Below are 26,284 nucleotides of genomic sequence, written 5' to 3'. Positions count from 1 at the left end.
GCCAATGCCGACAATTGTGAAAGTAACCATATCGCTCATCGTCATACTTGTCGCGGCTGCGGGCTATGTCCTGCAAGCACATCTCGGTCAGATCGGCCCGAAGTACGCGGTTCTGTTCCTCGGAGTCTTCATGGTCGTGGCTATGTGGATGTTCCCAGAAGTGACACGTAAGGAAACCGAAAAGCGCACACGCTGATGATCGGAGAATCTATGTTGTTGAATACGTAATCAAAGAAAATCGCCTTGGCCCTACCGAGGCGATTTTTGCCGGAATGCAGGTTGTAATAACGTAAAGATGGTAGAAGAGAGACGTTCGGACCTGTGCGGGCTCGCAGAGCGTTGCCATTTGCAGTGGCGACGCCACCCTGATCAGCAATGCACTGCACAGAAACCGGATCCCGTAATCAGAGGCGGCCAGTATACAATGCCGGCGTTGATGCCAAATTTGACGAGGACTTAACCCTCGCCGACATGATTAACGTCAAACTCGATGAGCCGCATCCGGCCGAGATCCGGCATGTTCAGCTTGCTGAGCTTCATGTCAGCCTAGCGAGCATTGCTGCTTTCCAGCGGCACGGAGCCTTGCCCGCACCGGCTAGGTCAGCGATATGAAGAACGGTCAGCTCACTGAAGGTGGCGAAGTGGGCAATTCAGGACGGATGCAGTGTGTTGCCACGATGAATGCCGGTTCCAGTCGCACTACTTTGTCGACGCGTGTCGTGGCGGTGCAGAAGGGTTTTGCTCAGGTGGCGTCCCTTGCGAGGGATCTCGACGCGCAGTGAAACGCCGGTGAACTTGGTCGAAGTCGCCATTCGGTGTGCACTCTGGCATCAAACGTGGCGAGAAGGGTCTTGCGAAAGCGGAGAAATATGTACACGAAGCGTAGGCTTGGTTCCCGATTGATAAGGTAAAAATGTTTATTTATCAATCACATCGCTTCTCCGTCGCCCCTATGATGGATAGCGGATATTGTCTTTATTTTTCAATGATTTGATGGGTGTGCGTGTGCAATTTGTGTGCACCTGGGGCTCACTTCTCTGCGCTTTTCTTTTGTGCTCCGTACCGTCCCGGAGCACCCTGAAAACGTACGAAGCGCGCTAGCTTACTACCTTGGCCGCTCGTCTCTGCGGGCCAACGTCACAGTTGCGTACTATGGAGTGGAAATCGCCGTTGGCGGGAAAAAATCCGGCATCACGGAACCGGCAGAGCGTCTCAGCCGCGTGGAAGCCGAGACGTCTGCAACTCTCGACCTCGCCTCAACTTTGGGTATCATTAACCAGGAGCTAATTCACCACGCCGGAGCCCGGATGGCTGCGCCGCTACCCACCTCAATCGAATTACGCCATCTGCGCTATTTCGTGGCCGCCGCCGAGCACGGAAGCTTCCGCAAGGCGGGCGTGGCACTTGAGGTCAAGGAATCCTCGATTAGCCGCAGCGTGCGCGATCTGGAAGACGAGATCGGCGTATCGCTGTTCATCCGGCACTCGAGCGGCGTTAACCTGACTTTGGCGGGGCAAAGGTATCTCAGCCGGACACGCCAGGCGCTGGAGCAGATTCGCGAAGCTGGCGAAGAAGCCGCAGCGTTCGGCCGTGCGGAAGAAGGACACCTGAGGATCGGACTTTTCTCGAAGCTGGCCTCCGGCTTTCTGGCCGACCTGTTCCACAGGTACGATCAGCGCTATTCCGGCGTGCATATCGATTTCGTGGAAGCCCCAGTGGAGAGCCATGCGGCCGCGATAAGGCGGTTCGATCTCGATGCCGCCTTTATCCTCGGTCTGCAGGGCTGGGCGGACTGTGATGCGGTCCCTCTTTGGACCGAACCTTTGTTCTTCGCCTTGCCGCGCCTGCACCGGCTGGCCCAGAGAGCGGCGCTCTCCTGGCACGATCTCGTCGATGAGACTTTCCTTGTGCGTAACCAAGGTTCGGGCAATGAGGTGCGCGGCTTCCTTGAACGGAAGTTCCGGGAACTCGACATCTCCCCGCGTATCAGCACGCAGCAGCTTGCCCGCTACAGCCTTCTTGGTCTCGTCGCCACCGGGCGCGGGATCGTCCCAGTGCTGCAGTCGGAGACGGTGATTAGCCTGCCGGAGGTGGTGTATCGTCCGCTCGCCGGCGAGGAGGTTCCGTTCTCGGTGATCTATTCGCCGAAAAACGACAATCCGGCGGTGCGTACCTTGCTCAGCCTGACACGGACGATGGCGCGTGAGCGGGTAGCGACGCGCTGATGCTTGCTGCGCTGCCAGCCTCGCGGCGCGCCCTGGCGAATTCGCGATCGGTGGCGATGAAGCGCTCCAGCATGGGCACGATAAGCTTCACGGGATCCGGGACAGGCTCGCCGGTGTCTCGCGCGAGCACCTCGGCATAGGCGACAAGATCGCGGTGCAGTGCGCCGGGTAGCGAGAGCGCCACCTTCACCGGCTTATCGTTAGCGATGGGTCCGAGTTTCAGCTTCGCCATGGTCAGTACCTGTAGGGTTCGAGCACGAGGTCACGGGTGACCATGACCCGCACCGGGAAACCGGGCCGGATGGTCAGGGTCGGTGCGACCTGCAACTGGCGGCGGATGATCTCCTGGCCGGCATCGTTGATGGTGTCCTGAGCCCCGCTTTGGAGCGCCTGGATCAGTTCGTCCTCGTCATCCATAGCGAGTTCGGCGCTGACGGAGAGCAGTGTCGAGAGGCCGACCGCCTTGGCGAGATCCCACCAGTGCATGTCGACGCCGTCCTCAAGGCCGGCATAACCCTGCGCATCCGTGCCGGGCTGGCGCTCGAGCACAATGGAGCGGCCATTGGGGAAGATCAGCCGGTTCCAGACCAGCAGGATGCGGCGCTGACCGAAGCCGACGCCATTGTCGTACTGGCCGAGCAGCCGCGTGCCCTGCGGGATGATCAGAATTCGGCCGGTTGGGCTGTCATAGACGTTCTCGGTGACCTGCGCGGTGATCTGGCCGGGCAAGTCGGAGCGGATGCCGGTGATGAGCGCGGCCGGGATGACGGCGCCGGCTTGCAGCACATACGGCGATGCCGGCGCCATGACGCGATCGGATGCGACCACGCGCCGATCCACAGCGGCATTGAGGAAGGCAAGCTGGCGGTCCTGTGTCGAGGGCGTGCCACCCGGCCCGACCGCGTCAAGGCCACTGTGGCCGGACGCACTCGCCGATGACGGCGCAGTCCCGCGAGCCTGCGCAGCCTGGAAGAATACGCGGCTGGTCCGCGCGGCTTCCTGTTCCGCGAGACGCCTCTGCTGCTCGGGATCGACCTGTGGCGCCGTCACTGTCGGCGGCACGACAGGCTGGCCGCGGTTCTGTGCATCAAGGATCGGCCGGCCGAGATCGCCCGGCAGGGGCGGACCCAGGATCGGCCCGGTGTAATCCCGCGGCAGGCCGGCAAGGCCATCGGCGGTGGAGCGGTTCTGCGTGGAATAGAGTTCCTCACCGCCCGCGCCTTTGTCGCGACCCTGCAGCGCATAGATCAGTGCGCCACCAATGCCGAGGCTGACGACCAGACCGGCGCCGGCGAGGACCTTGCGCGAGAGACGCGTGACGCGGGGCGGCTTGGGACGTAGCCGCATCGCCGCGGCGTGATCGGTGCTAGGAGCGGCGAGATCGGCCTCAACGTCATGATTGTCGGGGTTGCTCATGATGCCGGCCTCCCGTCGGTGCGCTCGATCCGCACCTTCTGCGGACGCTCGCCGCCACCAAGGCGCAGCTCGGCCGCAGCGAACAGCCGGTCGACGATCAGGATGTTCTGGTGGATGCGGCTGTTGACGATCTGCGCTTCGCCATCGGCGCCGATGACGAAGAGCGGCGGCATCTCGCCCTGAATGACCCCGCGCGGGAACTCGACATAGACCTTGCGCCCGTCGTCATAGACGGCCATCGGTCGCCAGGGCGGCGTGTCGCCGGTGAGCGCATAACGGTAGTTGCGGACCGCGAAGCTCGGGATGATCGGCGTCAATGGGGCACTGGGGCGCTGCGCTCCCGGAACCTGCGGATAGGTCCAGGCGACGGCCGGCATGTAGGGCTTCTCGCCAGCGCGCAGCTCGATCATGTAGCTGCGTCGGTCGGTGGTGATGACAAGGTTAGTGGCGATGTCCGCCCGCGTCGGCTTCACCAACACATGCACGCGCCGGTTTACCCCTTCGCCGCTCTCGGTGTCGCCGATGATCCAGCGGGCGGTGTCGCCCGCCGCGATGGGGCCGGCGCCGGTCAGGCTCTCGCCCGGCTCCAGCGCAATATTGGTGATCTGGCCGGGTGCTGCATAGACCTGATAGAGCGCACCCTCGCTCCACGGATAGATCTGGATGGCGTTGTAATAGCCCTCGCGGCGCGGCTCGACCCGCGCGGCGGCATTGGCATTCTCCACACGGGCGACGGGCGTTTTGGCGTCCGTGCCGCCCTTGGCCGGCGTCCAGGCGGGCGGCGTGTGGAGCGGGCGCGGACGCTCATCCGTGACGACCGCGGGCACCAATGGCAGGGCCGGCACCTCACTGTCATAGCTGATCTGCGGCGGCTTCGGCGCCGAGGCGCAGCCACCGAGAGCGGTGGCCGAGAGCAGGAAAACCGCAAAGGCGGATCGTTGGAAAGCCGGAGATACGGATTTGCGGAAAGACGTTTTCACTGGCTCATCTCCCGCGACCAGCTGAAGGCGTTCACATAGATGCCGAGCGGGTTGGTGCGCAGGCGCTCGGCATCGCGGGGCGGCTGGATCACCAGTGTCAGGATCGCGCTCCAGCGCTCGGTGGCGGCGAGCTGGCCGTTCTCATAGCGCCGCTCGACCCAGGCGAGGCGGAAGGAATCCGGCGAGGCGCGGATCACGCTGGAGACCTCAACCGCGATCTGCTGCTTGCCCACCCGGGTGAAAGGATCGTTGGCGCGGGCATAATCGTTGAGCGCGGCGGCGCCCCGGTCGGTGGTGAACTCATAGGCCCTGAGCCAGTTCTGCCGCACGATCACGGGATCGGCCGGCAGGCTGCGCACCTGCTCGATGAAACGGGCGAGATGCCAGGCGATCTGCGGATCGGTTGGGCGATAGTTTCCCGTTGCGGGCCCTACGGCCTGGGTCTGACCGAGGCGATCGACCTCGACTACCCAGGGCACGACCGTGCCCTTTGTCGATTGCCAGATCAGCGCGGATGCAAAGCTGCCTGAGAGGAACAGGCTCCCAAGCGCCATCAGCCGCCAGTTCTTCGCCTGCACACGGGCCGAGCCGATGCGCTCGTCCCACACCTGGGCGGCCTTCTGATAGGGCGTGACGGGCTCGGGCGAGGTGCCGTAATGGGTCGCGGGTCGCTTGAAGATGCTCATGAGCGGTCGCTCTCGCTAAGGGAGACGGAGGAGCCGCCAGCATGGCTGTCACCGGAGCGCACAGCATGGGCGGCGGCGGAGATGCCGTGACGAAGGGACTGCCCGCGCTTCATGCGCCTCGCCCAGTCGGGCGCGTCGCCAGATGAAGACGATGCCGTACCGCTAACTGCGTTCGCGAGCGGTGACACGGCGGCGGAGCCTGCGGCCCGCGCGACGCCACCCAGTCCCGAGGCGACACTCGCCATGCCGGATTGGCCGGTGGAACCGAGGCTATAGGCTGTCGCACCACCCCGCGCCGCGGCCGCGGTCGCCGAGAGCGCGGCCCCGCTGCTCCGGACGGCCAGACCGCCAGCCCCGCCGGCGGCCAAGATGGCGCCACCGGCGGCGAGGCCGGTGCCAACGGCGGCCCCCGCGCTCAGCTGCGGCCCGCCGGCGACAAGGCCGGCGGCGATGCCGGGGCCGAAGATGCCGAGGCCGAGCAGGGAAAGCGCCGCCAGCACGATGGCCATGGCGTCGTCGATGGTTGGCGTCTGTCCCCCAAACCCCGCGGTGAACTGGCCGAACAAAGTTGAGCCAATGCCGATGATGACCGCGAGGACCATGACCTTGATGCCGGAGGAGACGACATTGCCGAGCACCCGTTCGGCCATGAAGGCGGTCTTGCCGAACAGGCCGAAGGGGATCAGCACGAAGCCGGCGAGCGTCGTCAGCTTGAACTCGATCAGGGTGACGAAGAGCTGGATAGCGAGAATAAAGAAGGAGAGCAGCACCAAGGCCCAGGCAAACAGCAGGCAGGCGATCTGGATGAAGTTCTCGAAGAAGGCGACCCAGCCCATCAGGTCAGAGATCGAGTCGAGCAGCGGCCGGGCTGCATCGAGACCGGTCTGCGCCACCTTGCCCGGACGCATTAGGTCATCAACGGTAAAACCTGTGCCCGAGCCCTTGAGGCCGAGCCCCGCAAAACTCTCGAAGACGATGCGGGCGAGATTGTTCCAGTTGCCGATGATGTAGGCGAAGACCCCGATAAACAGCGTCTTCTTGATGAGCCGGGCGATGATGTCGTCATCAGCGCCCCACGACCAGAATAGCGCCGCCAGAGTCACATCGATGACGATGAGCGTGGTGGCGACGAAGGCGACCTCGCCGCCGAGCAGGCCGAAGCCGCTGTCGATATAGGAGGTGAAAACCCCCAGGAAATTGTCGATGACCCCGGTGCCGCCCATCTTAGCGCCCTTCATTCGGCGCGGGACGCCCGAAGAACCGGTCCCGCGTCTGCGCCCAGACATTCAGGCACGCGGCGTCCTGCGCGGCCGCCTCTCCGAGCTGCTGGCACCGCCGCTGCGCGTCGCGCAGAGGGTCGCGCTCGGCCTCGACCGTCCGAATGGGTGAGGGCTCCAGCACCTTCTCCTCCCGGCTCATCTCCAGCACCGCCGCCGTGGCGGCGATGGCCGCAAAGATCACCGCGCCCAGCCGTGCCAGCATGGCTCCGTCCATGTCGGCCTCCCTCAGTTGCTGAACATGCGGGCAGTGCCGGCTTGATAGCCGGCGCCCGGAGTGAGAAAGCGCCGGCGCTGCTCGCGGCCCTGCTCGGCGGCGGTCGCGCGTTCCGCTTCGGATAGCACCGCGGCGCGCCCATTGGCGGACATCACCGCGATCAGGTCGGAGAGCTGCTGCGATTGCAGGGCGAGCAATTGGTTGCCGGCCTGCGTGGCCTGAAGGGCGCCCGTGGCGCCCTGGCTCTGGCCGACAAGCGTCGCCATCTCGGCCTTGTTGGCATCGACATTGCCGACGACGCCGGCCTGCACCCGCAGCGCATCCTGCAGCCCCCCGACCGTGGTCTGCCAGCGCGAGCGCGCACCAGAGACGAGATCGGCATCTGAGGTCGAGAGCGGGATAGTGCCATAGCGCTGCTGGAAGGCCTGGTCGATCTGGCCGACATCGAAGGCGATGCTCTGCGCCTGTCCCAGAAGCTGCTGGGTGCGCTGCACCGATTGCTGGATCTGCTGCAGCGAGGAGTACGGCAGGCTGGCGAGATTGCGGGCCTGGTTGATCAGCATCTGCGCTTCGTTCTGCAGCGAGGTGATCTGGTTGTTGATCTGCTCCAGCGCGCGGGCGGCCGACATCATGTTCTGGGCGTAGTTCCACGGGTCATAGACCGTGACGGCCTGCGCAGGGGGGCACAGCGCGGGTGACAGGCTGAGCGGCACGGATAGCAGCGCGACGGCGACGGTGAGCGCGCGTGGACGGGACAGCGTCATGGCTGCGCCTCCAAATTGGTAAGGTTGGGAATGAGGTCGGCGGCCCAGCCGAGACCACGATGACGCAGCCAGGCGTCCAGGAAGCCGTGGCGGCCATGATCGGCAAAGATCTTGCCGATGGCCTGCTGGTCGGTCTTGGAGGACGCGGAGCACAGCGCCAGCGCCACGTCCGACAGACCAAGCTCGAACAGCCGGTTGCCGCGCCGCGACTGGCAGTAATAGTCGCGCTTCGGCATGGCCCGCGCGAGGATCTCGATCTGGCGGTTGTTGAGGCCGAACCGGCGATAGATCGCGGTGATCTGCGGCTCGATGGCCCGCTCATTGGGAAGCAGGAGCCGGGTTGGGCAGCTCTCGATGATTGCGGGCGCGATCGCCGAGCCATCGATGTCGGAGAGCGACTGTGTGGCGAAGATGACGCTGGCGTTCTTCTTGCGCAGGGTCTTCAGCCATTCCCGGAGCTGGCCGGCGAAGCCCTCGTCGTCCAGCGCCAGCCAGCCTTCATCGATGATGATGAGGGTCGGTGATCCATCGAGTCGGTCCTCGATCCGGTGGAACAGATAGGCCAGCACGGCGGGCGCGGCCTCCGTCCCGATTAACCCCTCGGTCTCGAAAGCCTGGACGGTGGCCGAACCCAGATGCTCGCTCTCGGCATCCAGCAACCGGCCCCATGCGCCGCCGAGGCAATAGGGACGCAATGCCTGCTTCAGGTCGTTGGACTGAAGCAGGACGCAGAGGCCGGTGAGGGTGCGTTCCTCGACCGGCGCCGAGGCGAGCGACGTCAGCGCCGTCCAGATGTGCTCCTTCACCTGGGGCATGATGGAAATGCCTTCGCGGGTGAGGATGGCAGTGAGCCATTCGGCGGTCCATGCGCGCTCGGCGGCTTCATCGATGGGGGCAAGCGGCTGAAGCACCACAGTCTCCGCGCTCCCCTCGCTGAGGCCGCCGCCAAGATCGTGCCAGTCGCCGCCCATTGCGAGAGCCGCAGCTCGGATCGAGCCGCCAAAGTCGAAGGCGAAGACCTGGGCTCTCGGGTAGCGCCGGAACTGCAGCGCCATCAGCGCCAGCAGCACTGACTTGCCTGCGCCGGTGGGGCCCACCACGAGGGTGTGGCCGACATCGCCCACATGGAGGCAGAACCGAAAGGGGGTGGAGCCTTCGGTCTTGCCGACCAGCAGCGGCGGCGCGTCGAAATGCGCGTCGCGGCTCTCGCCGGCCCATACAGCCGAGAGCGGGATTATGTGGGCGAGATTGAGCGTCGAGATCGGCGGCTGACGGACATTGGCGTACACATGGCCCGGCAACGATCCGAGCCAGGCGTCGACGGCATTGATGGTCTCGGTCATCGCCGTGAAATCGCGGCCCTGGATGACCTTCTCGACCCGCCGCAGTTTCTCGTCGGCGATGCGGGGATCGGCATCCCACACAGTCACCGTCGCAGTGACATAGGCGATGCCGGCATGATCCGCCCCGAGCTCCTGCAGCGCGAGGTCGGCATCTTCAGCCTTGTTCGCGGCATCGTTGTCCACGAGGACGGAGGCCTCGTTGGTCATCACCTCCTTCAGGATGGCGGCGATGGATTTGCGCTTGGCGAACCACTGGCGGCGGATCTTGGTGAGCAGCCGGACCGCGTCTGTCTTGTCGAGCAGGATCGCCCGGGTGGACCAGCGATAGGGCAAGGCCAGGCGGTTGAGCTCATCGAGCAGGCCCGGCGTCGTCTCCGTGGGAAAGCCGGTGATGGTCAGGACCCGCAGATGCTGATCGCCGAGGCGCGGCTCCAGCCCGCCGGTGAGCGGCTGATCTGTCAGCAGAGCATCAAGATAGATCGGCGTTTCCGGCAGACGAACATGATGCCGGTGCGTCGAAACACAGCTATGCAGGTATGTCAGCGTCTCGCCATCATCGAGCCAGCGGCATTCCGGCATGAAGGCGTCGATGAGGTTGAGGAGCCGATCGGTTCGATCGGCAAAGCCTCGCAACGTCTCATGAGGATCGAGACCCGCCTTGTCCCGTCCTTCATAAAGCCAGCCTTCCGTTCGCGCCGCGTCCTCGGCGGGCGGCAGATAAGTGAAGGTCAGGAAGTAGCTCGACTCGAAATGGCTGGCGGCCTGTTCGAAATCGGCCCTCCGTTCGGCATCAACCAAAGCGGAAGCGGCATCGGGGAAGGTGCTTGCCGGATAGGTTGACGCGGCAAGGCGCTGCGCCTCCACAAAGATCGCCCATCCCGAGCCGAGGCGGCGGAAGGCGTTGTTCAGCCGCCCGGCAACCGCGACGAGCTCAGCGGGCACGGCGCTGTCGAGGTCCGGCCCACGAAAACGTGCCGTGCGCTGAAACGAGCCGTCCTTGTTCAGCACGATGCCCGGCGCGACCAGTGCCGCCCAGGGCAGGAAATCGGCAAGGCGGCGGTTACGGCTACGATACTCGGCGAGGTTCATCATCACGGCACCCCGCTCAGACCGAGAGGTGCGCGGGGATGCGCAGATGCCGGCGCACCACCTCGACGAAAAGCGGATCGCGCTTCGCCGCCCACACCGCTGCGACATGGCCAATCATCCCGATGGCCAGGCCGACCAACCACAGACGCAGGCCGAGACCCACGGCCCCGGCGAGCGTGCCGTTGACGATGGCGATGGCACGTGGCGCGCCGCCGAGCAAAATCGGCTCGGTCAGCGCCCGGTGGACCGGCACGCTGAACCCGGGGACCTCAACTGTCTCGGCCATCAGACGAGCGCTCCGCCGCCGAAGGAGAAGAACGACAGGAAGAAGCTCGAGGCGGCGAAGGCGATCGACAGGCCGAACACGATTTGGATCAGCCGGCGGAAGCCTCCCGACGTGTCGCCGAAGGCCAACGCCAGCCCGGTCGAGATGATGACGATGACGGCAATGATCTTGGCGACGGGGCCTTCGATCGATTGGAGAATGGATTGCAGCGGCGCCTCCCACGGCATGGAGGAGCCAGAGGCATGAGCGCTGGCCGTGGCCATCAGATTGATGCAGGCGACAGACACGGCCAGCCGGGCTGCGCTGCCGGCGCGTTGGAGCGATCGGATCATGTGGGATCTCCGGTAAGGACGGGGGTGATGCGGTAGTCGCCATCGGGGCCGAGGCCCTCGACACGCGCGAGTTCGGTGAGCCGGCGCGCGGCGCCGCGCCCCGAGAGCACGGCCACGAGATTGATGGTCTCGGCGATCAGCGGGCGCGGGACAGTGACGACGGCTTCCTGGACGAGTTGCTCCATCCGGCGCAGCGCGCCGATAGCGCTGCCGGCATGGATGGTGCCGATGCCGCCGGGATGGCCGGTGCCCCAGGCCTTGAGCAGGTCGAGCGCCTCTGCGCCGCGCACCTCGCCGATGGGAATACGGTCGGGCCGCAGGCGCAGCGCTGACCGGACGAGCTCGGACAGCGAGGCGACGCCGTCCTTGGTGCGCAGGGCGACGAGGTTCGGCGCCTCGCATTGCAGCTCGCGCGTATCCTCGATGAGGACGACGCGATCGGAGGTCTTCGCGACCTCGGCGAGCAGCGCATTGGTCAGCGTGGTCTTGCCCGTCGAGGTGCCGCCCGCGACGAGAATGTTGGCGCGAGAGGCAACACTCTGGCGCAAAGCGTCGGCGTGCCACGCCGACATGATCCCAGCGCGGACATAGTCTTCGAGCGTGAAGACCGCGACGGCGGGCTTACGGATGGCAAATGTCGGTGTCGCGACCACCGGCGGCAGCAGGCCCTCGAACCGTTCTCCCGTCTCGGGCAGCTCAGCTGAAACGCGCGGAGCTCCCGCATGAACCTCGGCGCCGACATGGTGGGCCACGAGGCGGACGATGCGCTCGCCGTCAGCGGGCGAGAGCCGCCCACCCGTGTCAGACAGTCCCTCCGAGAGCCGGTCGATCCACAGCCGCCCGTCCGGGTTCAGCATCACCTCGACGACGGCCGGGTCTTCCAGATGCCGAGCGATCGCCGGACCCAGCGCCGTGCGCAGCATCCGCGCGCCGCGGGCAAAACCCTGATGATGTGCTGCCGCCATCCCAACCCCGACAGTGCCGGGGTCCTGACGATCTCATCCCGGGCGGGGATGATTAAAAGAGCCCGCAATCGGGTCGGTTCAACAAGATTCGATCAGCTTCGTAGGGTAGCGTGCAATGACAGGCGAATGGCGTGACTGCGCCGGCAGCAGAAGTTCGCTGCGACAACTACGAATGGCCGGTTTGGGCCGATATCGTTGAAAAAGTCGGTGTTGCTGGCGGCGTGAAGTCCTGATTCAGTTGTCTCTGTAGAGGAGGACGATCTGATGATGGGCGAGCGGACAGTGATGCAGGAAGCGCTGTTCTACGAGTTCAGCCTTGAGCGGCATGTCCCGGCCAGCCACCTTGTGCGGGCCATCGACCGGTTCGTCGACCTGTCGGGCATCCGTGCACATCTCCGCCCATTTTATAGCGATATCGGCCGGCCCTCGATCGATCCGGAACTGATGATCCGGATGCTGCTCGTTGGCTATTGCTTTGGCATCCGATCTGAGCGGCGGTTGTGCGAGGAGGTTCACCTCAACCTCGCCTATCGCTGGTTCTGCCGGCTCGGGCTGGAAGGCAACGTGCCTGACCATTCCACCTTCTCGAAGAACCGCCATGGCCGCTTCCGCGATAGCGATCTCCTGAGGGAGCTGTTCGAGACGACCGTCTGGCGCTGCATCGCGGAAGGGCTCGTGGGCGGGGAAGGCTTCGCGGTCGATGCCAGCCTGATCAAGGCGGATGCCAACAGGCAACGCTCCGCCGAAGGTACGGGTTCAGTCGATTGGGACGACCTCGCCCAGACCCGCCGCTCGGTCCGGGAATATCTCGACACGCTCGATGAGGCCGCTTGGGGAGCGGCCAGCGAGGTGAAGCCGAAGTTCGTGTCGAAATCGGACCCGGCCGCACAGTGGACCGGCGCGCTGAAGGGGCATGCCTTCTTCGCCTACGCAACCAACTACCTGATCGATCTCGACCACGCCGTCATCGTCGATGTCGAGGCGAGCCGCGCCATCCGGCAGGCCGAAGTCGGGGCAGCGCGCACCATGATCGAGCGCACACAGGACCGCTTCGACCTCTGGCCCGCGCGCCTCGCTGCCGACAGCGCCTACGGCTCCGCGGAAAACCTCGCCTGGCTGGTCCACGAGCGCGGGATCGAGCCGCATATCCCCGTGTTCGACAAGTCCGAGCGCCAGGACGGCACCTTCAGCCGGTCCGACTTCACCTACGATCGCAAGGCGGACGCCTACATCTGCCCGGCAGGCAAGCAGTTGCGGCAGCGCCAAAGGGCCTATCGGACGCCCCGCCCGCTGGTGGATGATGACGGCATGGTGCGCTACCGCGCTAGCAAGCTGGATTGCGATGCTTGCGCACTAAAGGACCGCTGCTGCCCGAACACGCCCGCCCGCAAGATACCGCGCTCGATCCATGAAGGTGCACGCGACATGGCGCGGGACATCGCCACCACCGACGACTACGTCACCTCACGTCGACAGCGAAAGAAGGTGGAGATGCTGTTTGCCCATCTGAAGCGCATCCTGAGGCTGGATCGACTGCGACTGCGCGGCCCAAATGGCGCCAGAGACGAGTTCCACCTCGCCGCAGCCGCCCAAAACCTCCGGAAGCTCGCCAAGCTGCTCCCGAGCGGGCCGCGCACCAGGACCGCATGACTTGGTGAGGTTCGATAATCCAATCCGACACGCCACCGGCCCTGGCATGCAGACCGACTTTTTCAACGAAATCCGCCGGAAGCTGTCAGTCCGTTGCTGGAGGCAGATCATGGATGGACTGCCTTAAGTCGCCGGCAAATTGTTTGACCGCGTTGCCGTCACAATAGGCCGCCGCAGCCACCAGTTGGTGACATTACATACTCACAGCGCCTTCGTATTGCCTATTTATCGGGGATTAGCAGGACGCACACATCGTCGTTAGGCGACATGATCGTCGTGCGGGTTTTCGCGCGCGTTACGCTCACGCGGAAATTCTGGCGAGCTTGCGTCATCGCGCCCGCGCGGACATTGCCGCCCACAATACGATCCGGGTTGCCGACGATCTCGCCCTTGTAGCGCTTCGGCCACCCTTCGAAAATGATTACCTCATCGAATTGCTTCCCCTTCGCCTTGTGCATGTTCATCACGACGACCCCTGACTCCGGCTTATGGGCGTTCGCGAAATGCTCCTGCACGAACGCTTGGCGAGTGACAGCCAGCGCGTTCTTGTATCCGCCGGTATTTCGCCAGTCCTGCGATAGGCTTTGCCGGAGCTGCGTTCCGCGTTCGAGAAGCCTGACGTTGCGCGCCTCCTTCGCAACCTCTCCGAGCCGAGTGCAAGCCCCAGCCTCAAGCACCGCTCGAACGGCGGTCCAGTCGTCGTCAGGCTGTCCAGACAGCGCGACAGCCGTTGCAGCCTCGTGGACCGCGAACGTGGCTTGCAGGACGCTGTTCGCCGGAACGGCCTTCCCCTTCGCAAGGCAGTCATTCCACTTGCCCAGCGCCGAGCGGAACCGTGCCGCTTCCGCCAGATCGCCCTTCGTCGGCGCTTGACCCCCTCGGCCGCTGAAGTAGCTGCAAAGCACGCTGACGAACTCGTCAAAGCAACCGATGTGACTTCGCTGCTGGAGAAGGAAGGCAATTACCTCCGCCGCCAGGATCGGGCCTTCCATGTCGACGGCGGCCGTGTGCGCGATCGGAGGCACGTTGCCGAAGGGCTCGCGCAGATTGTCGGATACCAGCCTGGTCATACGCTTAGTCGGCACCAGAATCGCAAGCGACCAGTCCCGGCGGCCCGTCGCGATTAGCCGCTTACGCGCTTTCAGAACCTGAGCGACAAGCGAGGCGAAAGCCTGATTAGGATTCGAGGCAAACCCCTCGTAGTCGATGCCCTGATACGCTTCTTCCCGAAATTTGCCGATAAGGAGGTGGTTGCCGAACAAGGCAATGTCTGTCCCCTTGCTGCGATGGTTGTCCCCGGCCAAATCATGCTCGGAAGGCTTGAAAGCCTCCCTGAAGTGGTCGAGACGCTCCGGGTCAGCGCCGATGAAATCAAAGATGCGCTGTTCCGGGTCGGCCAGCGCGATCAGCGTGCTGCTCTTCCCGATTGCCGCGACCGCGCGCCACTGCTGGGCGCTGGTATCCTGAAACTCGTCGAGGATGATGAAAGGGTACATGGTCGATACGAGATCGCGGACCTTGGCGGAGCCGTGCAACAGGATGGCCACGCGCTCCGCGAACAGGTCGAAGCAGATTTTGCCTTCCTCGGTCGCCAGTCGCATCCGCTCGGCAATCTCCAGCGCGGCCTTCTGCGCCTTCTCCTCGTCCGAGAGCTTGAACGGCGCCTTGAAGGCGCTGCGGATCGCTGAAAGCGCGATCGCCTCGTTAGGCGGCGTCAGAATTGTCATGCGGCGCGGAAACCCGACCAGATAGCCGTGCGCCTTGAGAATGCGCCAGAAGAAGGAGTGATAGGTATCGACCTCGATCCTTGTCTTCTCCTCTTTGGTCACGGACCGCTCTTCGTCGATCGCTTCGAAGACGCGCGAGACCGTCGCGCGCGCAAAACTCAGGAACAGGATGCGCTGCCCCGGCTTGAGCTTCTCGCGGGCAATCTTCGCTGCCTTCAGGATGGACACAGTGGTCTTGCCGGAGCCAGGCCCACCCACAACGAGTTGGTGCCCATCGGCGATCAGAACATCCTTCTGCGCGGGAGTCAGGTCGACCATCCGTCCCTCTATTCGACGGGCTCGACGGCGGCGTCCTGGCCATTCCCCTGCAGAGGCGACGGCGGTGCGGGCGGTGGATCGCAGAGCGCCTTGAGGGTCACGCAGGCGTCGCGAATCCACGATGGGATTTCGGGCTCGGAGCATTGGCCGAGGAAATCCGCGATCCCCCAATTTCCCTTCGCCCAGCCGAAATACTCCTTCAGCGCGGCGATGAGGTTGGTCTTAGGATCGGGGAACTTCTGCAACAGGTGCGGCGGCCAATCGAGCGCATTGGAAAAGCGTTCAAGCGCGGCCTGGGTCGTGTTCTTGAGGATTAGGTCCTCGATGCCCTTTTCCTCGTGCATGAAAAGGCGTTCGACCTGGGCTTCGATTGCGGCCTTCGCGGGGTCGGTCTGCTTGTCGCAAAGTGCGAACGTCCGCTTACCGAGACCCTTATAGAGCCCCGCGAGATCGGCGATCTGCGATTCGGTGCCCGCATCGATGATGCAGATGCCGAGCGCTTCGAGCGACGAATAGACGCCGGCGTTCAATTCAGAGAGCCGGCGGGCCGCGACCGGAAACGAACTCGCCTCGGTCGCGCCTTCGGCGATGAGGACACGCCGCGACAGCAGGCCCTCGCAAAACCGCGTCCGAAACTCCTGGCGATAGCGCTTGTGCTTCACGCTGTCGGGCAGCGCGATCTGGGCCTGCTTAAGGATGCCATCATTCGCCCGCGACAGGATCACCGTCTCGTCGAGCTTGAACTCTTCAAGGACATAGGGCGAGTGCGAGGTGACGATCGATTGGGCCGCCAGCTTGCGCAGTTCGTGAACGATCCGCTTCTGGGCATATGGCGGAATCGCGGTCTCGACCTCCTCCATCGCGAAGATGACGTTCTGTTTGTCCTCGGCGATCTGCGACAGCATCGCCAGCACCAGCATGTTGATCGTGCCGGTGCCCTGCCGGAAGAAGGGTGCGGCATGTGCGCCATCTCCGGTGGCGATGAAGGCGGTCACGATCTTGCGCAGATGCTCGCGCGTGAGGTTCGAGACCTTGAGATGGGGCTTAACGCCCCATTCCCGCGGCACATATTTCTTCAGCGACTTGTCGATACTTTCGAGCACGCCCGAAATGCCGATCGCGGGATCGCCCGCGACATCGAATCCGGCGAGCGTGCCGATCGTGCCTTCCCACATTTGCGGCCGAATTTCCTTCAACCGCAAGATGATGTCGAGCAGGCTGCCATGCTCCAGGCTGAGCGCCCGCGAGCCCGTGCGCAGCGAGCGCAGGAAGAGGAAACCGCAGTGCTGTTTGTCCTTCTTAGAGAAGGGTACGGGAGTATCTTCCTCCGTCAGGCTGCGCGCGTAATAGGTATTGCCAACGAAATCGTCCTCTTCGCCGTCATATGCGCCGATGAACGTGACGCGCAGCGCCGCCTTGACGTTCGCCGCATCCACGCCAGCGGGATTTGCTTCCGTGAAAAAGTCTCCGGTTTCGACGTTGAGCCACTCGATGTTGCCGCCAAACCGGGCTTCCTGCTCCTCCGACAGCCCAATGATCGTGACCTCTACGGTGATTTGCGGGGCGGGCTGCGGCTCTGCTGGGGCTGCGCCATCCTCGGCCGGGGCCGGAGCCACAGCCAGATACTTGCCCTCATAGAAATCGTGCTCGTCGACAGGGGGCCGGCGGCTTAGTCGATCCGGCCCAAGAGCGAGATCTATGGCTTCGAGAACGGAGGATTTGCCGGTGTTGTTGTCGCCGATGAGGACGGCATGATCGGGCAGAACCAGCTTGGCTGAACTTATGCCGCGGAAATTATCGATCGATACAGCGTGAACTTTCAAAACCGCCCCCGGCCCCGAGCATCTTCATAATTCATCGTCTCCTTTGCTACCTCCTATTTGATGGTGAAGCAAAGGAGCGAAACGGCTCGAGTAGTCGGTACGGGCCTTGGATGGGCTTAGCTCTTTGTCAGAATTTTAACGGCAGCTTTTGGGAGTAAGCGGGAGCTTCCTGAACGTCCGAGATGCGGGCGCTTTGCTGACGGACGGCTTCGGGGCCGGTAGCAGACTGTCAGCTTCTAGTGTCAGGCCGGTCAAAGCGGAGGTCGTGGTTGTGACCTACGCGGCATCCTGAATTGACCCATTCCTGACAGCCAAGTGTTCGTCGTCGGGTAGCCGATTGGCTGCGAAGTAAGCTCAAGGAATTGCCCTTCCTGCCCCATATCGTGCAATCTTGATATCGACAAGTTCCGTTTCACTGCGATCAGGGTCATGACCCGCACCGGCCGAGATTTGCAGGTCGCGCGGGCTAGAGCGTCTCCCTTTTGATCGAGGTATTTAGATCAAGCTATAGATAGCCTGCTCTGCTCTCGTCCTCCTGCCTAAGGGTCTGCAGAGCAACCTTGTTCGCAGTCTCGGCAAACCGCGTGATGAATATACTCTTGTCAGCACCAATCGGGGGAGCTGTTGAGGGAGTTTCATTTTCCAGGAACACGCGTAGGGCCTGTCGAAGGCTGTCGTCGTCGCGATGGTGGTGCCGTCGGACAAGCAGGTCCCGTGCCGGCGGAGATCGTGTTTGCTTGGCGAGTTCTTGGGGAGCGAAGATCGGAGCACGTTGCTCGGCGCTACGGGCGATCAAGACAGTTCTGATGCACCACAGCGCGCGTTTGGCGAGCAACGCCGAGTTCATCTCATCGCCGAATAGGACCAGATACCAACCGAGGTCCGATGCTTGCTCGACCTCTTTTCGGTAGCTTTGACGAAACTGGAACGAGCGCTGAAGCTGCCCCAGATAGTCGTCGGGATCGACTAACGCCTTCGCTTCCTTAACCAGGTGGCAAGTGAAGAGGTCACCGGACTGCGCGTCCTGTTCCAGTCGACGCCAAGGATAAACGAAGAGGGAGAGATGACCGATCGACACATGGCGCGTCTCGTCTTCGAGATTGATCATCAGAATGTCGGTGTCGGACCCTTCCCCAGAATCGGCTCGGGCAAGGCTTCCGAACAAAAGGCTGGCCGCTATCGCCATGACAGGCAGCGGCGCTTGGACCGAAGAAAGGGTATTTGATCTTGGCTTTTCACGATCAGTTCACCTGCAAGGCACGCGTCAACGCTTCGATCGACATCTGACGCGATAGAGCTCGGGCCTGAGTCACCTCGTCCCGATTTTGCAGCACGATCTGCTGCTTTTCCGGCTTAAGAACGCCCGCCTCGACGTCGAGATTATACTCGCTCATCAGGTAAAAGCTGAGGCTCAAGCGACACGGCCGCAACAGCCTTCCGTCCGTCATACCGTGCTCGGCTGCTACGGCCGCCCGGCGTTCGGGCGAAAGTTTCGGGTTAGGCCGGATGTCGAGGTTGATTTTATGGACCCACTCAAAATCGAGGGTCGGATCAATCGCAGCGGGCCGGTTATCGCTGACGGCCGCTATGCGGTTCAGATTGTAGTCGCGGAAGTCGTTGTGGTCTTTAGACCACGAGCGGACGTACCAACGACCAGCACTATGAGCGAGTGCGTGAGGAGCGATCGTTCTAGAGGGCTGCACTGAACCGGTGAGCGATGCATAGCCGATGTCGATCTCCTGCCGTTTCCGGATCGCGTCCAGCACGCGCAACAGAACCGTCGGGTCGGTTGGCCGCCGGCCTAGAGTAATAACCTCGACCGGTGGAATCGCATCGAACCAAGTATCTTCTGGGCGCATCCATCGGTTCTCGATGGCCACCAACTGCAACAGGTAGCGCTCAATCGTTTGGCCAATGAACGCGGGCGAGAAGCCATCGGTACGAATGTAGGCCTTCTCTGCGCGATCGTATCGCAAATTAGCAGGCGAGATCTTCTCGTACTGCGATATGTCGGCTGACGCCTGCTGGGCTGAGATAGCGAAAGTGGCCGAGAGGTCGCTACGGTTGAAGCGGCCGTCCCAGAACAGCCTGAAGTCTATGAACTCAAGGCGCCTTTGAACACCCCAGCGCCGACGCTCGCCATTCTCATCCATAACATATCCGTCCACAAACGCGATTCTATCAACATTATCGCATCTAGTTACTTGACGCGATAACTCCGCGCCCCCACATCATATGGACGTGAGTTGCTGGCGGGGCAACCGTTCGATCAGGGGAAGAAGGTCGCGCAAATGGGGGAAGACGAGCAAAATCAGAGGGCTGACCGGCCTTACCGCGTACTTAGTTTGGATGGCGGGGGGATGCGGGGCATCTATACAGCGGCGTTTCTCGCCCGCCTGACTGATCAGTTCGCGCGAATTCGAGGCGAATCGGCCCTCGATCTGGGACGTGGCTTCGACTTGATCACCGGGACCAGCACCGGCGCGATCGTCGGCTGCGCACTGGCCGTCGGGCGGCCTATGACGGAAGTGGTGGCGCTTTATCGTGAGCACGGCCCCAAGATCTTTCCTCATCGGATCGCGGGGAAGCGTAGTGCGATCTACCGAGCGAGCCAAGGCAGCCGCTTCGTACGCGAGGGCGACAAGGCGTTGCGCGAAGCGCTGCGCGGCGTGCTCGACGACGTAACCATGATCGACGTATTCGAAGGTCGCGGCATCTCGCTCGCGATCCCGACAGTACTGATGAGCGAGCACCGGGCGTGGGTCTTCAAGAAGACTCCCAAGAGCGGCGTACGCGACGATCGCTATCCGCTGGTGGACGTTTGCATGGCGACGAGCGCCGCGCCAATCTACCGCTCGCTCGCCGCCATCGACGACCCAAACGATCCGGGCGGGCCAAAGCAGGTGTTCGCCGACGGGGGGCTTTGGGCCAATAATCCGATAATGGTCGGGCTCGTGGACGCGCTGACGGTGGCGCCGCCCGACCGTCCGATCGAGATCTACTCACTCGGCACATGTCCGCGTCCCGAGGGTGATCACCTCGACGCAGAGAGCGCGCACCGCTCCATGCTCGACTGGTCGCTGGGTGCTGACGTCGCGCCGCTCAGCATCTCGGCACAGGAGTTCGCCTTCGACCACATGGCGCGGCTTTTAACGAACGCCATCAGCAACTGCGGCCGCTCGATCCGTCGCGTGCGCTTTCCCAACAAGCCGGTTCCGGCAAGCATGATGCCGTATCTTGCCCTCGACGACTCCCGCCCAGAGGCGATGGACCGGCTGGTCGGCCAGGCGCACACCGACGCCGATCTGACCAAGAGCGCCTGCGACGATTCCAACAGCGCCGACGGGTGCATGATTCGTCAACTCATGCACGATCTGCCGGCGATGCCGGCCACCGGCGCCGTCTGGCGTCCCGCTTTCACTGACAAATAGGAAGGATAGGCGATGTTCGACTGCGCCAAAGATGTGCGTGCGTACCACGATCAGGATGTGACGCTGCCCAAGAGCGAGCAGGATGCAATGCGCGACCGGCGTAACTCCAACCGGACGCGGCTGCGGAACGGCCTGGATAAGGCCGGCAAGCCCAAGCCGATCGAGTTCGTCAAACAGGGCAGCTACGCCATGAAGACGATGTGCCGCGATCCCGACAACGACTATGACATCGACGACGGGGTCTACTTTCACAAGAAGGATCTGGTCGGCGATCGCGAGGCCGAGATGACGTCCCTGCAGGCGCGCTGGATGGTGCGCGACGCGGTCGACGACGGCAAGTTCAAGTATGCGCCTGAGGTGCGGTCCAACTGCGTGCGTGTCTTCTACGAGAAGGGTTACCACGTTGATCTGCCGGTCTACCGTCGCGTCGTCACCGACACCGTCTTCGGCGAAGAGGTGCATTACGAGCTGGCGGCGAGCAGCGGCTGGAAGCGGTCCGATGCCCGCGATGTGTCGGACTGGTACGAGGACCAGCGCGCCGCATCCGCCAACGGCATCCAGCTGCGCCGCATCAATCGCGACCTGAAGAAATACGCCCGCAGCCGCTACAGCTGGCGCGGCTCGATCCTCAGCGGCTTTGGCATCTCGGTTCTGACGACCGAGAAGTTTTGCGCGAAAGATCGCGAGGATCGCGCGCTCTACGACGCCATGGTTGCCATCCGTGATCGGCTGAACTGGAACCTCGTCGTCGCCCACCCGGTGACCCCGGGCGACACCATCACCAGTGGGGCCGACGACGCCAAGGCGCGCTACTTCCGTGCGAAGTTGACAGAGGCGATCGACACGCTTGAGCCGCTCTTCCAAGCCGACTGCACGCGCGAGAAAGCGCTCAACTGTTGGGACAAGGTGTTCGCGACCACCTTCTTCAGCGAGCGGTTGGAGGAAGAGCAGCGCGCATCCGTGTCCGCCCCCGCCATCATCAGCTCGGCCGGCCTGCTCAGCGCGACGGCTGCGGCGGCCGACGCGGTCAGCAGTGCCGGCGGCGGCCGTCATGCCTGAGGATGGTCTCCCCCTCGATTGGCGACGGGCGGCGCTCCTGCTCGAAAAGACCCTACGCGAGCGAGCGGGGCAGGCGCCCGAGCGTCTCGACAGTGCAACGATCGCCAGCGACTATCCGAGCCGGGACTGGATCGTCGCCGCTTGGCGGATCAGCGTGGTGTTTTCCGACGGAGTGACCCGCCAAATCGATCTTGTAGCCGGCGCGCTGTTTCCGACAACGCCGGTCAGGACTGCGCTGGTCGACCATCCCGAGCCCATGACGTGGCCGCACGTCGAGAGCGACGGCATTCTGTGCCTATTGCCTAACATGGCCGAGTGGGATCCTGATGATCCCTCCGAGGTCGCGATGGATCTACTAAACCGCTCGGTCCGGCTGACCGAGGAACTGCTGGAAGGCGGCACCGTCGAGCGCGACTTCCGCGAGGAGTTTGTCACCTACTGGGGTTACCGGGTGCATTCGCAGGGCGAAAACCTGTTTAGCCTGGTAGCACCCCAGCCGCCCTCGCGGGTGGTTCATGTGTGGCGCGGCAAGGGTCTCGAAGTCGCCGGAGACGACCAGGACGCGATTGCGAAATGGGTGCGTAACCGCTTTGGCGACAAAACTCCGGTGAAGACGGAAGCCGCCGCGTTCCTCTGGCTCGACGCGCCACTGCTTCCTGCGGAATACCCGGAGACTGCCACCGATCTGTACCGCTTAGCTGAAAGGCTCGATGGCGGGGCAAAGATGGTATTGGAGGAGGCGGCAAAAGGCGAGCCGGATGAGGTGCTGGCGCTGCTTGGCGCGATTGGACGCGGGGGTGCCGCGTTAATCGCGGTAAGGGCGCACAATCCAAAGCGGCGCAAGGGCCGGCCGCGAGCGCCTGACGAACCCCTCTCCGTGGGATTTCGGCCTGGTCATACCCCACAGCCGCTGCTGCTCGGCCGCTTTTTCGGAGCGGTTCCGGTCGTCAGAACCCTGGTGCAGCGGGCCGACGCCGATTGGGTGCATGGGCGCGGCCAGGATCCCCGCACGCGCCGGCTGCTCGGCGCAACGGTTGTGGTGATTGGTTGCGGTTCCGTCGGGGCGCCGGTCGCCTGCGCGCTGGCCCAAACGGGCGTCGGCCACCTCATCCTGGTCGACCCCGAGGCGTTAGCCTGGCCCAACGTCGGGCGCCATCCGCTCGGCGCCGCCGCTGTGGGGCGCAACAAGGCCGAAGCTCTGGCCGAAAGGCTGCAGGCCGATTTTCCGCATTTGAAGGTCGAATATCGCGCTTGCAGTCTGCATCAACTAATCGCGCGCAACAAAGATCAGCTAGCAGCGGCCGATATGATCGTCGCCGCGACCGGAAACTGGGTCGCAGAGAGCGCGCTCAATCGCTGGCATGTCCGGCAAGGGCGTGGACGGCCCATTGTCTACGGGTGGACTGAGGCCCATGCCTGCGCCGGCCACGCGGTTGCCATTGGCCAAGGGGATGGCTGCCTTCAATGTCACATCGGGCGTACCGGCGCACCCGAAATCACGGCTGTGGAGTGGCCGGACGGCGGGAATATCGCTCAGGAGGAGCCAGCCTGCGGTGCGCATTATCAGCCCTACGGGCCGGTGGAGTTGGCCTACGTGAACGCGATGATCGCAGAAGTCGCGCTGGATTGTCTTCTCGATCCACCCGCGCAATCTTTCAGTCGTGTATTCGTCGCGTCGCCACGCCGTATCGCGTCACTTGGCGGGCAGCTGACCGAAGGCTGGCGCTCCGCTTTTGGCGAAGTTGAAGAGGGCGTTCGAACGGTCAATCGGCGATGGCCTTCTGCTCGTTGCGTAGCGTGCGGGCCTAAGCGCCTCGACGAGGTGGCCTGATGGTGTGCGGATATCAAGCTGCTCGCGTCAACGCTGCTGCTGTGAATGTACGTTTTAGACGGACTGTCGATGTCAGCTGTTGGCGCGGGCTCGCCGGCGAGGCCGACCCTCAGTAGGACAGGCAGAAACGGCCATGCGGTTCTTGCATGGCCGTTTTCGCCATGGGCTGCATCCGCCGGCCGCGTTCGGCCGCTCGGGAAACAAGCCGATATCACGCACGATACAGTCATTCGCCGCGTGCGGGGAACAGCTCTTCCAGGCGCTTGGCAATAGCCTCGAAAGCCTGCCGCGGCGTCGGCCGCTTGGGCGGCACCGAGCCTCGCGGGTCGAAAAGGGCCTTCAGAACGTAGTATCCATTTTCATAGGCTACGCTTCGTTCACCGAGATTAAAAGAACGAGCGGCGGCGGCGAAGCGTCTGATCGCCGGCGGATGCTGGGTGTCCTGACCGCCCGCCTGCTCGAACAGGAAGAGCCAGGCTAAGGCGGTAATCACCATAAACACCCGGAACTCTCGGTCCAAGCCAGCGCCGGCCTCGTTCAGCACCCACTCGGTGGCAAAATCGTCGGCTTGGACCTCCTGGCGGACCATGTCCGACGCCGACAGATAGGGGATATGCTCAAGGTGAGCGTGACCGATCTCGTGCAGTAGAATCCAGCTCAAGGCGCCATAGAACAGGTTGTTCAGGCGACCTTGTGGTGACGACAATGGCGCGTCGGGGTCGGGCATCCCCAAACCCGGCGGCCAAGGCGAGTCCTTTTTGATCAACAGCTTGGCGTAGTCAACATAACCTTGCAGGTTGAGGTCGTGCCAGAGCTGGCCAATGTTGATGGCCGCGGCATCCTTGAGCCCCGCTTCGCGTGAGGCTGCCGAGGCGGCGTCGATGATGGAGTAGGTCACGAACGCCACGCTCCACAAGCTGCCCAGCCCCGCCCAGGTGAGATAGACCGCCTTGTCTTCGGGCACCGCCCAAAAGTCCGCCTTGGAGGCGCGCGGATTGAGGGTCCAGTCGCCGGATCCGAACACTGCCTCGGACAGCTCCGGACCCCGCTCAGGAGCGATGTTGAATGGCGTCCTGTTGACCCGCTTGAAAAGCTCGGCCGTCGCAGCCTCGGTCGAAACCTCGCGGGCGCGCAACAAAGTGGAGAACGCCGCCCGCTGGCCCGTCACAGAAACGCCGCAAGCACTTCCCACGACAATGGCGCCCGAAGCTGTCGGCTCGGCATAGGGGTAAGCCTTCACCCCGACCAACTCGACTGGAAAGTCCACGATGGCGTCACGCCGATGGCACTCCAATTCAAGGCGCAGGGCCTCCACGTCGCCGGTAGCTCGAGTCACGATCTGGATGAGCCCGCCCGCGCGCAGATGGCGTATCGCAATCTCCATGACCTGATCCTCGATCGCCCAGCGGAAGTCCTCGTCGCTCTCGGCCTCGATGCGCTCAGCAACCTTAGTCAGCGACCGGGCCTTGTGGCCGCCAGTAAACCACAGAGTAATGGCGTCAAACTGCCCGTTTGCCCGAAGCCACTTCTCGAATGGCCTGTCCGAGACGAGCACGTTGGCCTGCACCAGAACTAGGTCGCCTTGGACGGCGATCGGCGTTGCTGCGGGAACGGTGTCGTAGAGCTTCAAGCCCAGCTTCGATGTTACCCGCGGGCTGGCGACTGCCTCGGCCGGAAGGCGAAGCCGCGTGGCAGCCGCGGCCAGACAATACGGGTTCTCATCGACACCGGCGATCAGCCGGTCGGGACCATGGACAGCCTCTGATAGGGCCTCCAGCCCTTGGCCCAGGCCGCAGCCAATGTCGAGCACCCGCGAGATTCTGCCGGCGGCGACCAACTCGGACGCTAGGGCGGCGTAAAGCCCCTCGGCGCCGTAATGATCGGAATTCACACCCCACTCCCGAGCGTAGATCTCCTGCGCCACCGCGACGGCTTTGCCCTTGGCGGCTTCGTAGATCGGCTGATGGCACTCCCCATAAGTGCGCCGGCTGCCGCAGGTGCATATGTCATTGGCCTTTAGGTCAGGCTTGCGCATTGGAGTCCTCTATAGGGGCGGCACCTCAATGCAGCGAAGGTTAGAACGTTAATGCGCTCAAGTGACGGCTCCTTCCGATACCCTTCGGGTTAGCCCGTTTCAACCAGCCGCCGTGGACCATATCTGGCTGCAGCGGATCGCTACGTCGAAATGCCGTTTTGGCTCGCTCTCGCCCTTAAGCTTCGAGCCGACGTTCGCCTTCTACGCAAGCAGCTGAACGACACGTTTTTGGCGCGGCTCCAGAGTCTGGCAATGGCTCAAAAGTGCCGAGGTGCCCCACCTCGCTATGTCGGCTTTCGGGCCTCGGCCGTTGCCGGATGAACGGCCGAGAAGCGGGCGCGAAGCGGACGTCGCTGGAGGAGCCGCGGAGAGCCAGGTATGGGTCAATACCGACCGCTCCCGTCGTTCTCCAGCCCTGCAACATCCTCCACGATTTCCTGCCGCAGCTGCGGCCCTTTGGCCAAGCGCCGACCGAGCGCGCGGGTGTAGGCTGCGTAACGCTCGGAGACTTTGGCCTTTGCCGCCTGGGCGGCCGGTTCCGGCAGCGCCGGTGTGGTGGTCAGCCAGAAACGGACGAAGGTGGCGAAGGCCTCGGTCGAGATGCCGACGTCGCGCTCCAGCCGCGCGAGACGGCGATCGATCTGACCGAGGCGCCGGGCAAGAGCGGCCTCCTGACGCTCGGCACTGTCGGGCGACAGGAAAGAGGCGATCGCGGCCTGGGCGATCAGGGACATGGACTGGTCGCGCTGGACGGCGTAGTGCGCCAGCATGTCCATTATGTCGGGCTCGAGGTAGACCGAGATCTGCGCCTTCTTCGTGCGACCTGCCAT

General features: G+C 63.5%; 23 protein-coding genes. 6 read left to right on the top strand and 17 right to left on the bottom strand.

Annotated features, from left to right (window positions below):
• Positions 1 to 4 precede the first annotated feature (4 nt).
• Both G3A50_RS03965 and G3A50_RS03960 read left to right on the top strand, forming a co-directional pair.
• Positions 5 to 196, top strand: a complete 192-nt coding sequence (locus G3A50_RS03965; RefSeq protein WP_163074045.1) for a hypothetical protein — start codon at positions 5 to 7, stop codon at positions 194 to 196.
• A gap of 961 nt (positions 197 to 1,157) precedes the next feature.
• The gene (locus tag G3A50_RS03960) at positions 1,158 to 2,225 is read left to right on the top strand and encodes a LysR family transcriptional regulator (protein ID WP_246252106.1); all 1,068 of its coding nucleotides are present in this window, start codon (positions 1,158 to 1,160) and stop codon (positions 2,223 to 2,225) included.
• Here the strand turns inward: G3A50_RS03960 and G3A50_RS03955 are convergent.
• The 11 genes from G3A50_RS03955 to trbB are packed head-to-tail and all read right to left on the bottom strand — an operon-like array spanning position 2,179 to position 11,580.
• Complete coding sequence (locus G3A50_RS03955; protein WP_163074044.1) at positions 2,179 to 2,457, bottom strand: DUF2274 domain-containing protein; 279 nt, start codon at positions 2,455 to 2,457, stop codon at positions 2,179 to 2,181. The two genes, G3A50_RS03960 and G3A50_RS03955, sit on opposite strands and share 47 nt — an antisense overlap.
• A 2-nt stretch (positions 2,458 to 2,459) precedes the next feature.
• Positions 2,460 to 3,641 (bottom strand): TraB/TrbI/VirB10 family type IV secretion system protein, encoded by a 1,182-nt coding sequence (locus G3A50_RS03950; RefSeq protein WP_163074043.1) that lies wholly within the window; start codon positions 3,639 to 3,641, stop codon positions 2,460 to 2,462.
• The gene (gene trbG / locus G3A50_RS03945) at positions 3,638 to 4,621 is read right to left on the bottom strand and encodes a P-type conjugative transfer protein TrbG (protein ID WP_163074042.1); all 984 of its coding nucleotides are present in this window, start codon (positions 4,619 to 4,621) and stop codon (positions 3,638 to 3,640) included. The genes G3A50_RS03950 and trbG overlap by 4 nt, the downstream gene beginning before the upstream one ends.
• Positions 4,618 to 5,307 (bottom strand): conjugal transfer protein TrbF, encoded by a 690-nt coding sequence (gene trbF / locus G3A50_RS03940; RefSeq protein WP_163074041.1) that lies wholly within the window; start codon positions 5,305 to 5,307, stop codon positions 4,618 to 4,620. The genes trbG and trbF overlap by 4 nt, the downstream gene beginning before the upstream one ends.
• The gene (gene trbL / locus G3A50_RS03935; protein WP_163077271.1) at positions 5,304 to 6,530 is read right to left on the bottom strand and encodes a P-type conjugative transfer protein TrbL; all 1,227 of its coding nucleotides are present in this window, start codon (positions 6,528 to 6,530) and stop codon (positions 5,304 to 5,306) included. The genes trbF and trbL overlap by 4 nt, the downstream gene beginning before the upstream one ends.
• Position 6,531: 1 nt before the next feature.
• A complete protein-coding gene (trbK-alt, locus tag G3A50_RS03930) occupies positions 6,532 to 6,801 on the bottom strand; it encodes a putative entry exclusion protein TrbK-alt (protein ID WP_163074040.1) in 270 nt (89 codons plus the stop codon).
• Positions 6,802 to 6,812: 11 nt separating this feature from the next.
• Positions 6,813 to 7,565 (bottom strand): P-type conjugative transfer protein TrbJ, encoded by a 753-nt coding sequence (gene trbJ / locus G3A50_RS03925; RefSeq protein WP_163074039.1) that lies wholly within the window; start codon positions 7,563 to 7,565, stop codon positions 6,813 to 6,815.
• Positions 7,562 to 10,000, bottom strand: coding sequence for a conjugal transfer protein TrbE (gene trbE / locus G3A50_RS03920; RefSeq protein WP_163074038.1), 2,439 nt, complete (start codon positions 9,998 to 10,000; stop codon positions 7,562 to 7,564). The genes trbJ and trbE overlap by 4 nt, the downstream gene beginning before the upstream one ends.
• A gap of 13 nt (positions 10,001 to 10,013) precedes the next feature.
• Positions 10,014 to 10,283, bottom strand: a complete 270-nt coding sequence (locus G3A50_RS03915) for a VirB3 family type IV secretion system protein (protein WP_163074037.1) — start codon at positions 10,281 to 10,283, stop codon at positions 10,014 to 10,016.
• Positions 10,283 to 10,615, bottom strand: coding sequence for a TrbC/VirB2 family type IV secretion system protein (locus tag G3A50_RS03910; protein ID WP_163074036.1), 333 nt, complete (start codon positions 10,613 to 10,615; stop codon positions 10,283 to 10,285). Before G3A50_RS03910 ends, G3A50_RS03915 begins: the two co-directional genes overlap by 1 nt.
• Complete coding sequence (trbB, locus tag G3A50_RS03905) at positions 10,612 to 11,580, bottom strand: P-type conjugative transfer ATPase TrbB (protein WP_163074035.1); 969 nt, start codon at positions 11,578 to 11,580, stop codon at positions 10,612 to 10,614. The genes G3A50_RS03910 and trbB overlap by 4 nt, the downstream gene beginning before the upstream one ends.
• Positions 11,581 to 11,844: 264 nt before the next feature.
• Here trbB and G3A50_RS03900 point away from each other — a divergent pair, with 264 nt between their 5' ends.
• Positions 11,845 to 13,230 (top strand): transposase, encoded by a 1,386-nt coding sequence (locus G3A50_RS03900; RefSeq protein ID WP_163074034.1) that lies wholly within the window; start codon positions 11,845 to 11,847, stop codon positions 13,228 to 13,230.
• Between the two features lie 221 nt (positions 13,231 to 13,451).
• Here G3A50_RS03900 and G3A50_RS03895 read toward each other — a convergent pair whose 3' ends face one another.
• From G3A50_RS03895 to G3A50_RS03880, 4 genes are all read right to left on the bottom strand, one after another.
• The gene (locus G3A50_RS03895) at positions 13,452 to 15,275 is read right to left on the bottom strand and encodes a UvrD-helicase domain-containing protein (protein WP_163074033.1); all 1,824 of its coding nucleotides are present in this window, start codon (positions 15,273 to 15,275) and stop codon (positions 13,452 to 13,454) included.
• 8 nt (positions 15,276 to 15,283) lie between these two features.
• Positions 15,284 to 17,098, bottom strand: a complete 1,815-nt coding sequence (locus G3A50_RS03890; protein WP_163074032.1) for an ATP-dependent nuclease — start codon at positions 17,096 to 17,098, stop codon at positions 15,284 to 15,286.
• Between the two features lie 505 nt (positions 17,099 to 17,603).
• Positions 17,604 to 18,206 (bottom strand): hypothetical protein, encoded by a 603-nt coding sequence (locus G3A50_RS03885; protein WP_163074031.1) that lies wholly within the window; start codon positions 18,204 to 18,206, stop codon positions 17,604 to 17,606.
• A gap of 133 nt (positions 18,207 to 18,339) precedes the next feature.
• Entirely contained in the window at positions 18,340 to 19,251 is a 912-nt protein-coding gene (locus G3A50_RS03880; RefSeq protein WP_163074030.1) for a helix-turn-helix transcriptional regulator, read from the bottom strand.
• A 138-nt stretch (positions 19,252 to 19,389) separates the two neighbouring features.
• On the opposite strand from G3A50_RS03880, the gene G3A50_RS03875 reads away from it, so the two are divergent.
• Genes G3A50_RS03875 through G3A50_RS03865 form a run of 3 tightly spaced genes read left to right on the top strand, consistent with a single transcriptional unit; the run spans position 19,390 to position 23,419 of the window.
• Positions 19,390 to 20,529, top strand: coding sequence for a patatin-like phospholipase family protein (locus tag G3A50_RS03875; protein WP_163077269.1), 1,140 nt, complete (start codon positions 19,390 to 19,392; stop codon positions 20,527 to 20,529).
• Positions 20,530 to 20,541: 12 nt separating this feature from the next.
• Positions 20,542 to 21,588, top strand: a complete 1,047-nt coding sequence (locus tag G3A50_RS03870) for a cyclic GMP-AMP synthase DncV-like nucleotidyltransferase (RefSeq protein WP_163074029.1) — start codon at positions 20,542 to 20,544, stop codon at positions 21,586 to 21,588.
• Positions 21,581 to 23,419 (top strand): ThiF family adenylyltransferase, encoded by a 1,839-nt coding sequence (locus G3A50_RS03865; RefSeq protein ID WP_163074028.1) that lies wholly within the window; start codon positions 21,581 to 21,583, stop codon positions 23,417 to 23,419. The genes G3A50_RS03870 and G3A50_RS03865 overlap by 8 nt, the downstream gene beginning before the upstream one ends.
• Positions 23,420 to 23,645: 226 nt before the next feature.
• Here the strand turns inward: G3A50_RS03865 and G3A50_RS03860 are convergent, their stop codons facing one another.
• On the bottom strand, positions 23,646 to 25,454 hold the full coding sequence (locus tag G3A50_RS03860; protein WP_163077267.1) for a phage exclusion protein Lit family protein: 1,809 nt from the start codon (positions 25,452 to 25,454) through the stop codon (positions 23,646 to 23,648).
• Positions 25,455 to 25,837: 383 nt separating this feature from the next.
• On the bottom strand, positions 25,838 to 26,284 hold the full coding sequence (locus G3A50_RS03855) for a CopG family transcriptional regulator (protein ID WP_163074027.1): 447 nt from the start codon (positions 26,282 to 26,284) through the stop codon (positions 25,838 to 25,840).

Origin of the sequence: Ancylobacter pratisalsi, assembly GCF_010669125.1 — a bacterium.
In the GTDB taxonomy this organism is placed as follows: domain Bacteria; phylum Pseudomonadota; class Alphaproteobacteria; order Rhizobiales; family Xanthobacteraceae; genus Ancylobacter; species Ancylobacter pratisalsi.
The sequence above is the reverse complement of the archived record's forward strand: the minus strand, read 5'-3'. Positions and strand labels throughout refer to the sequence as shown.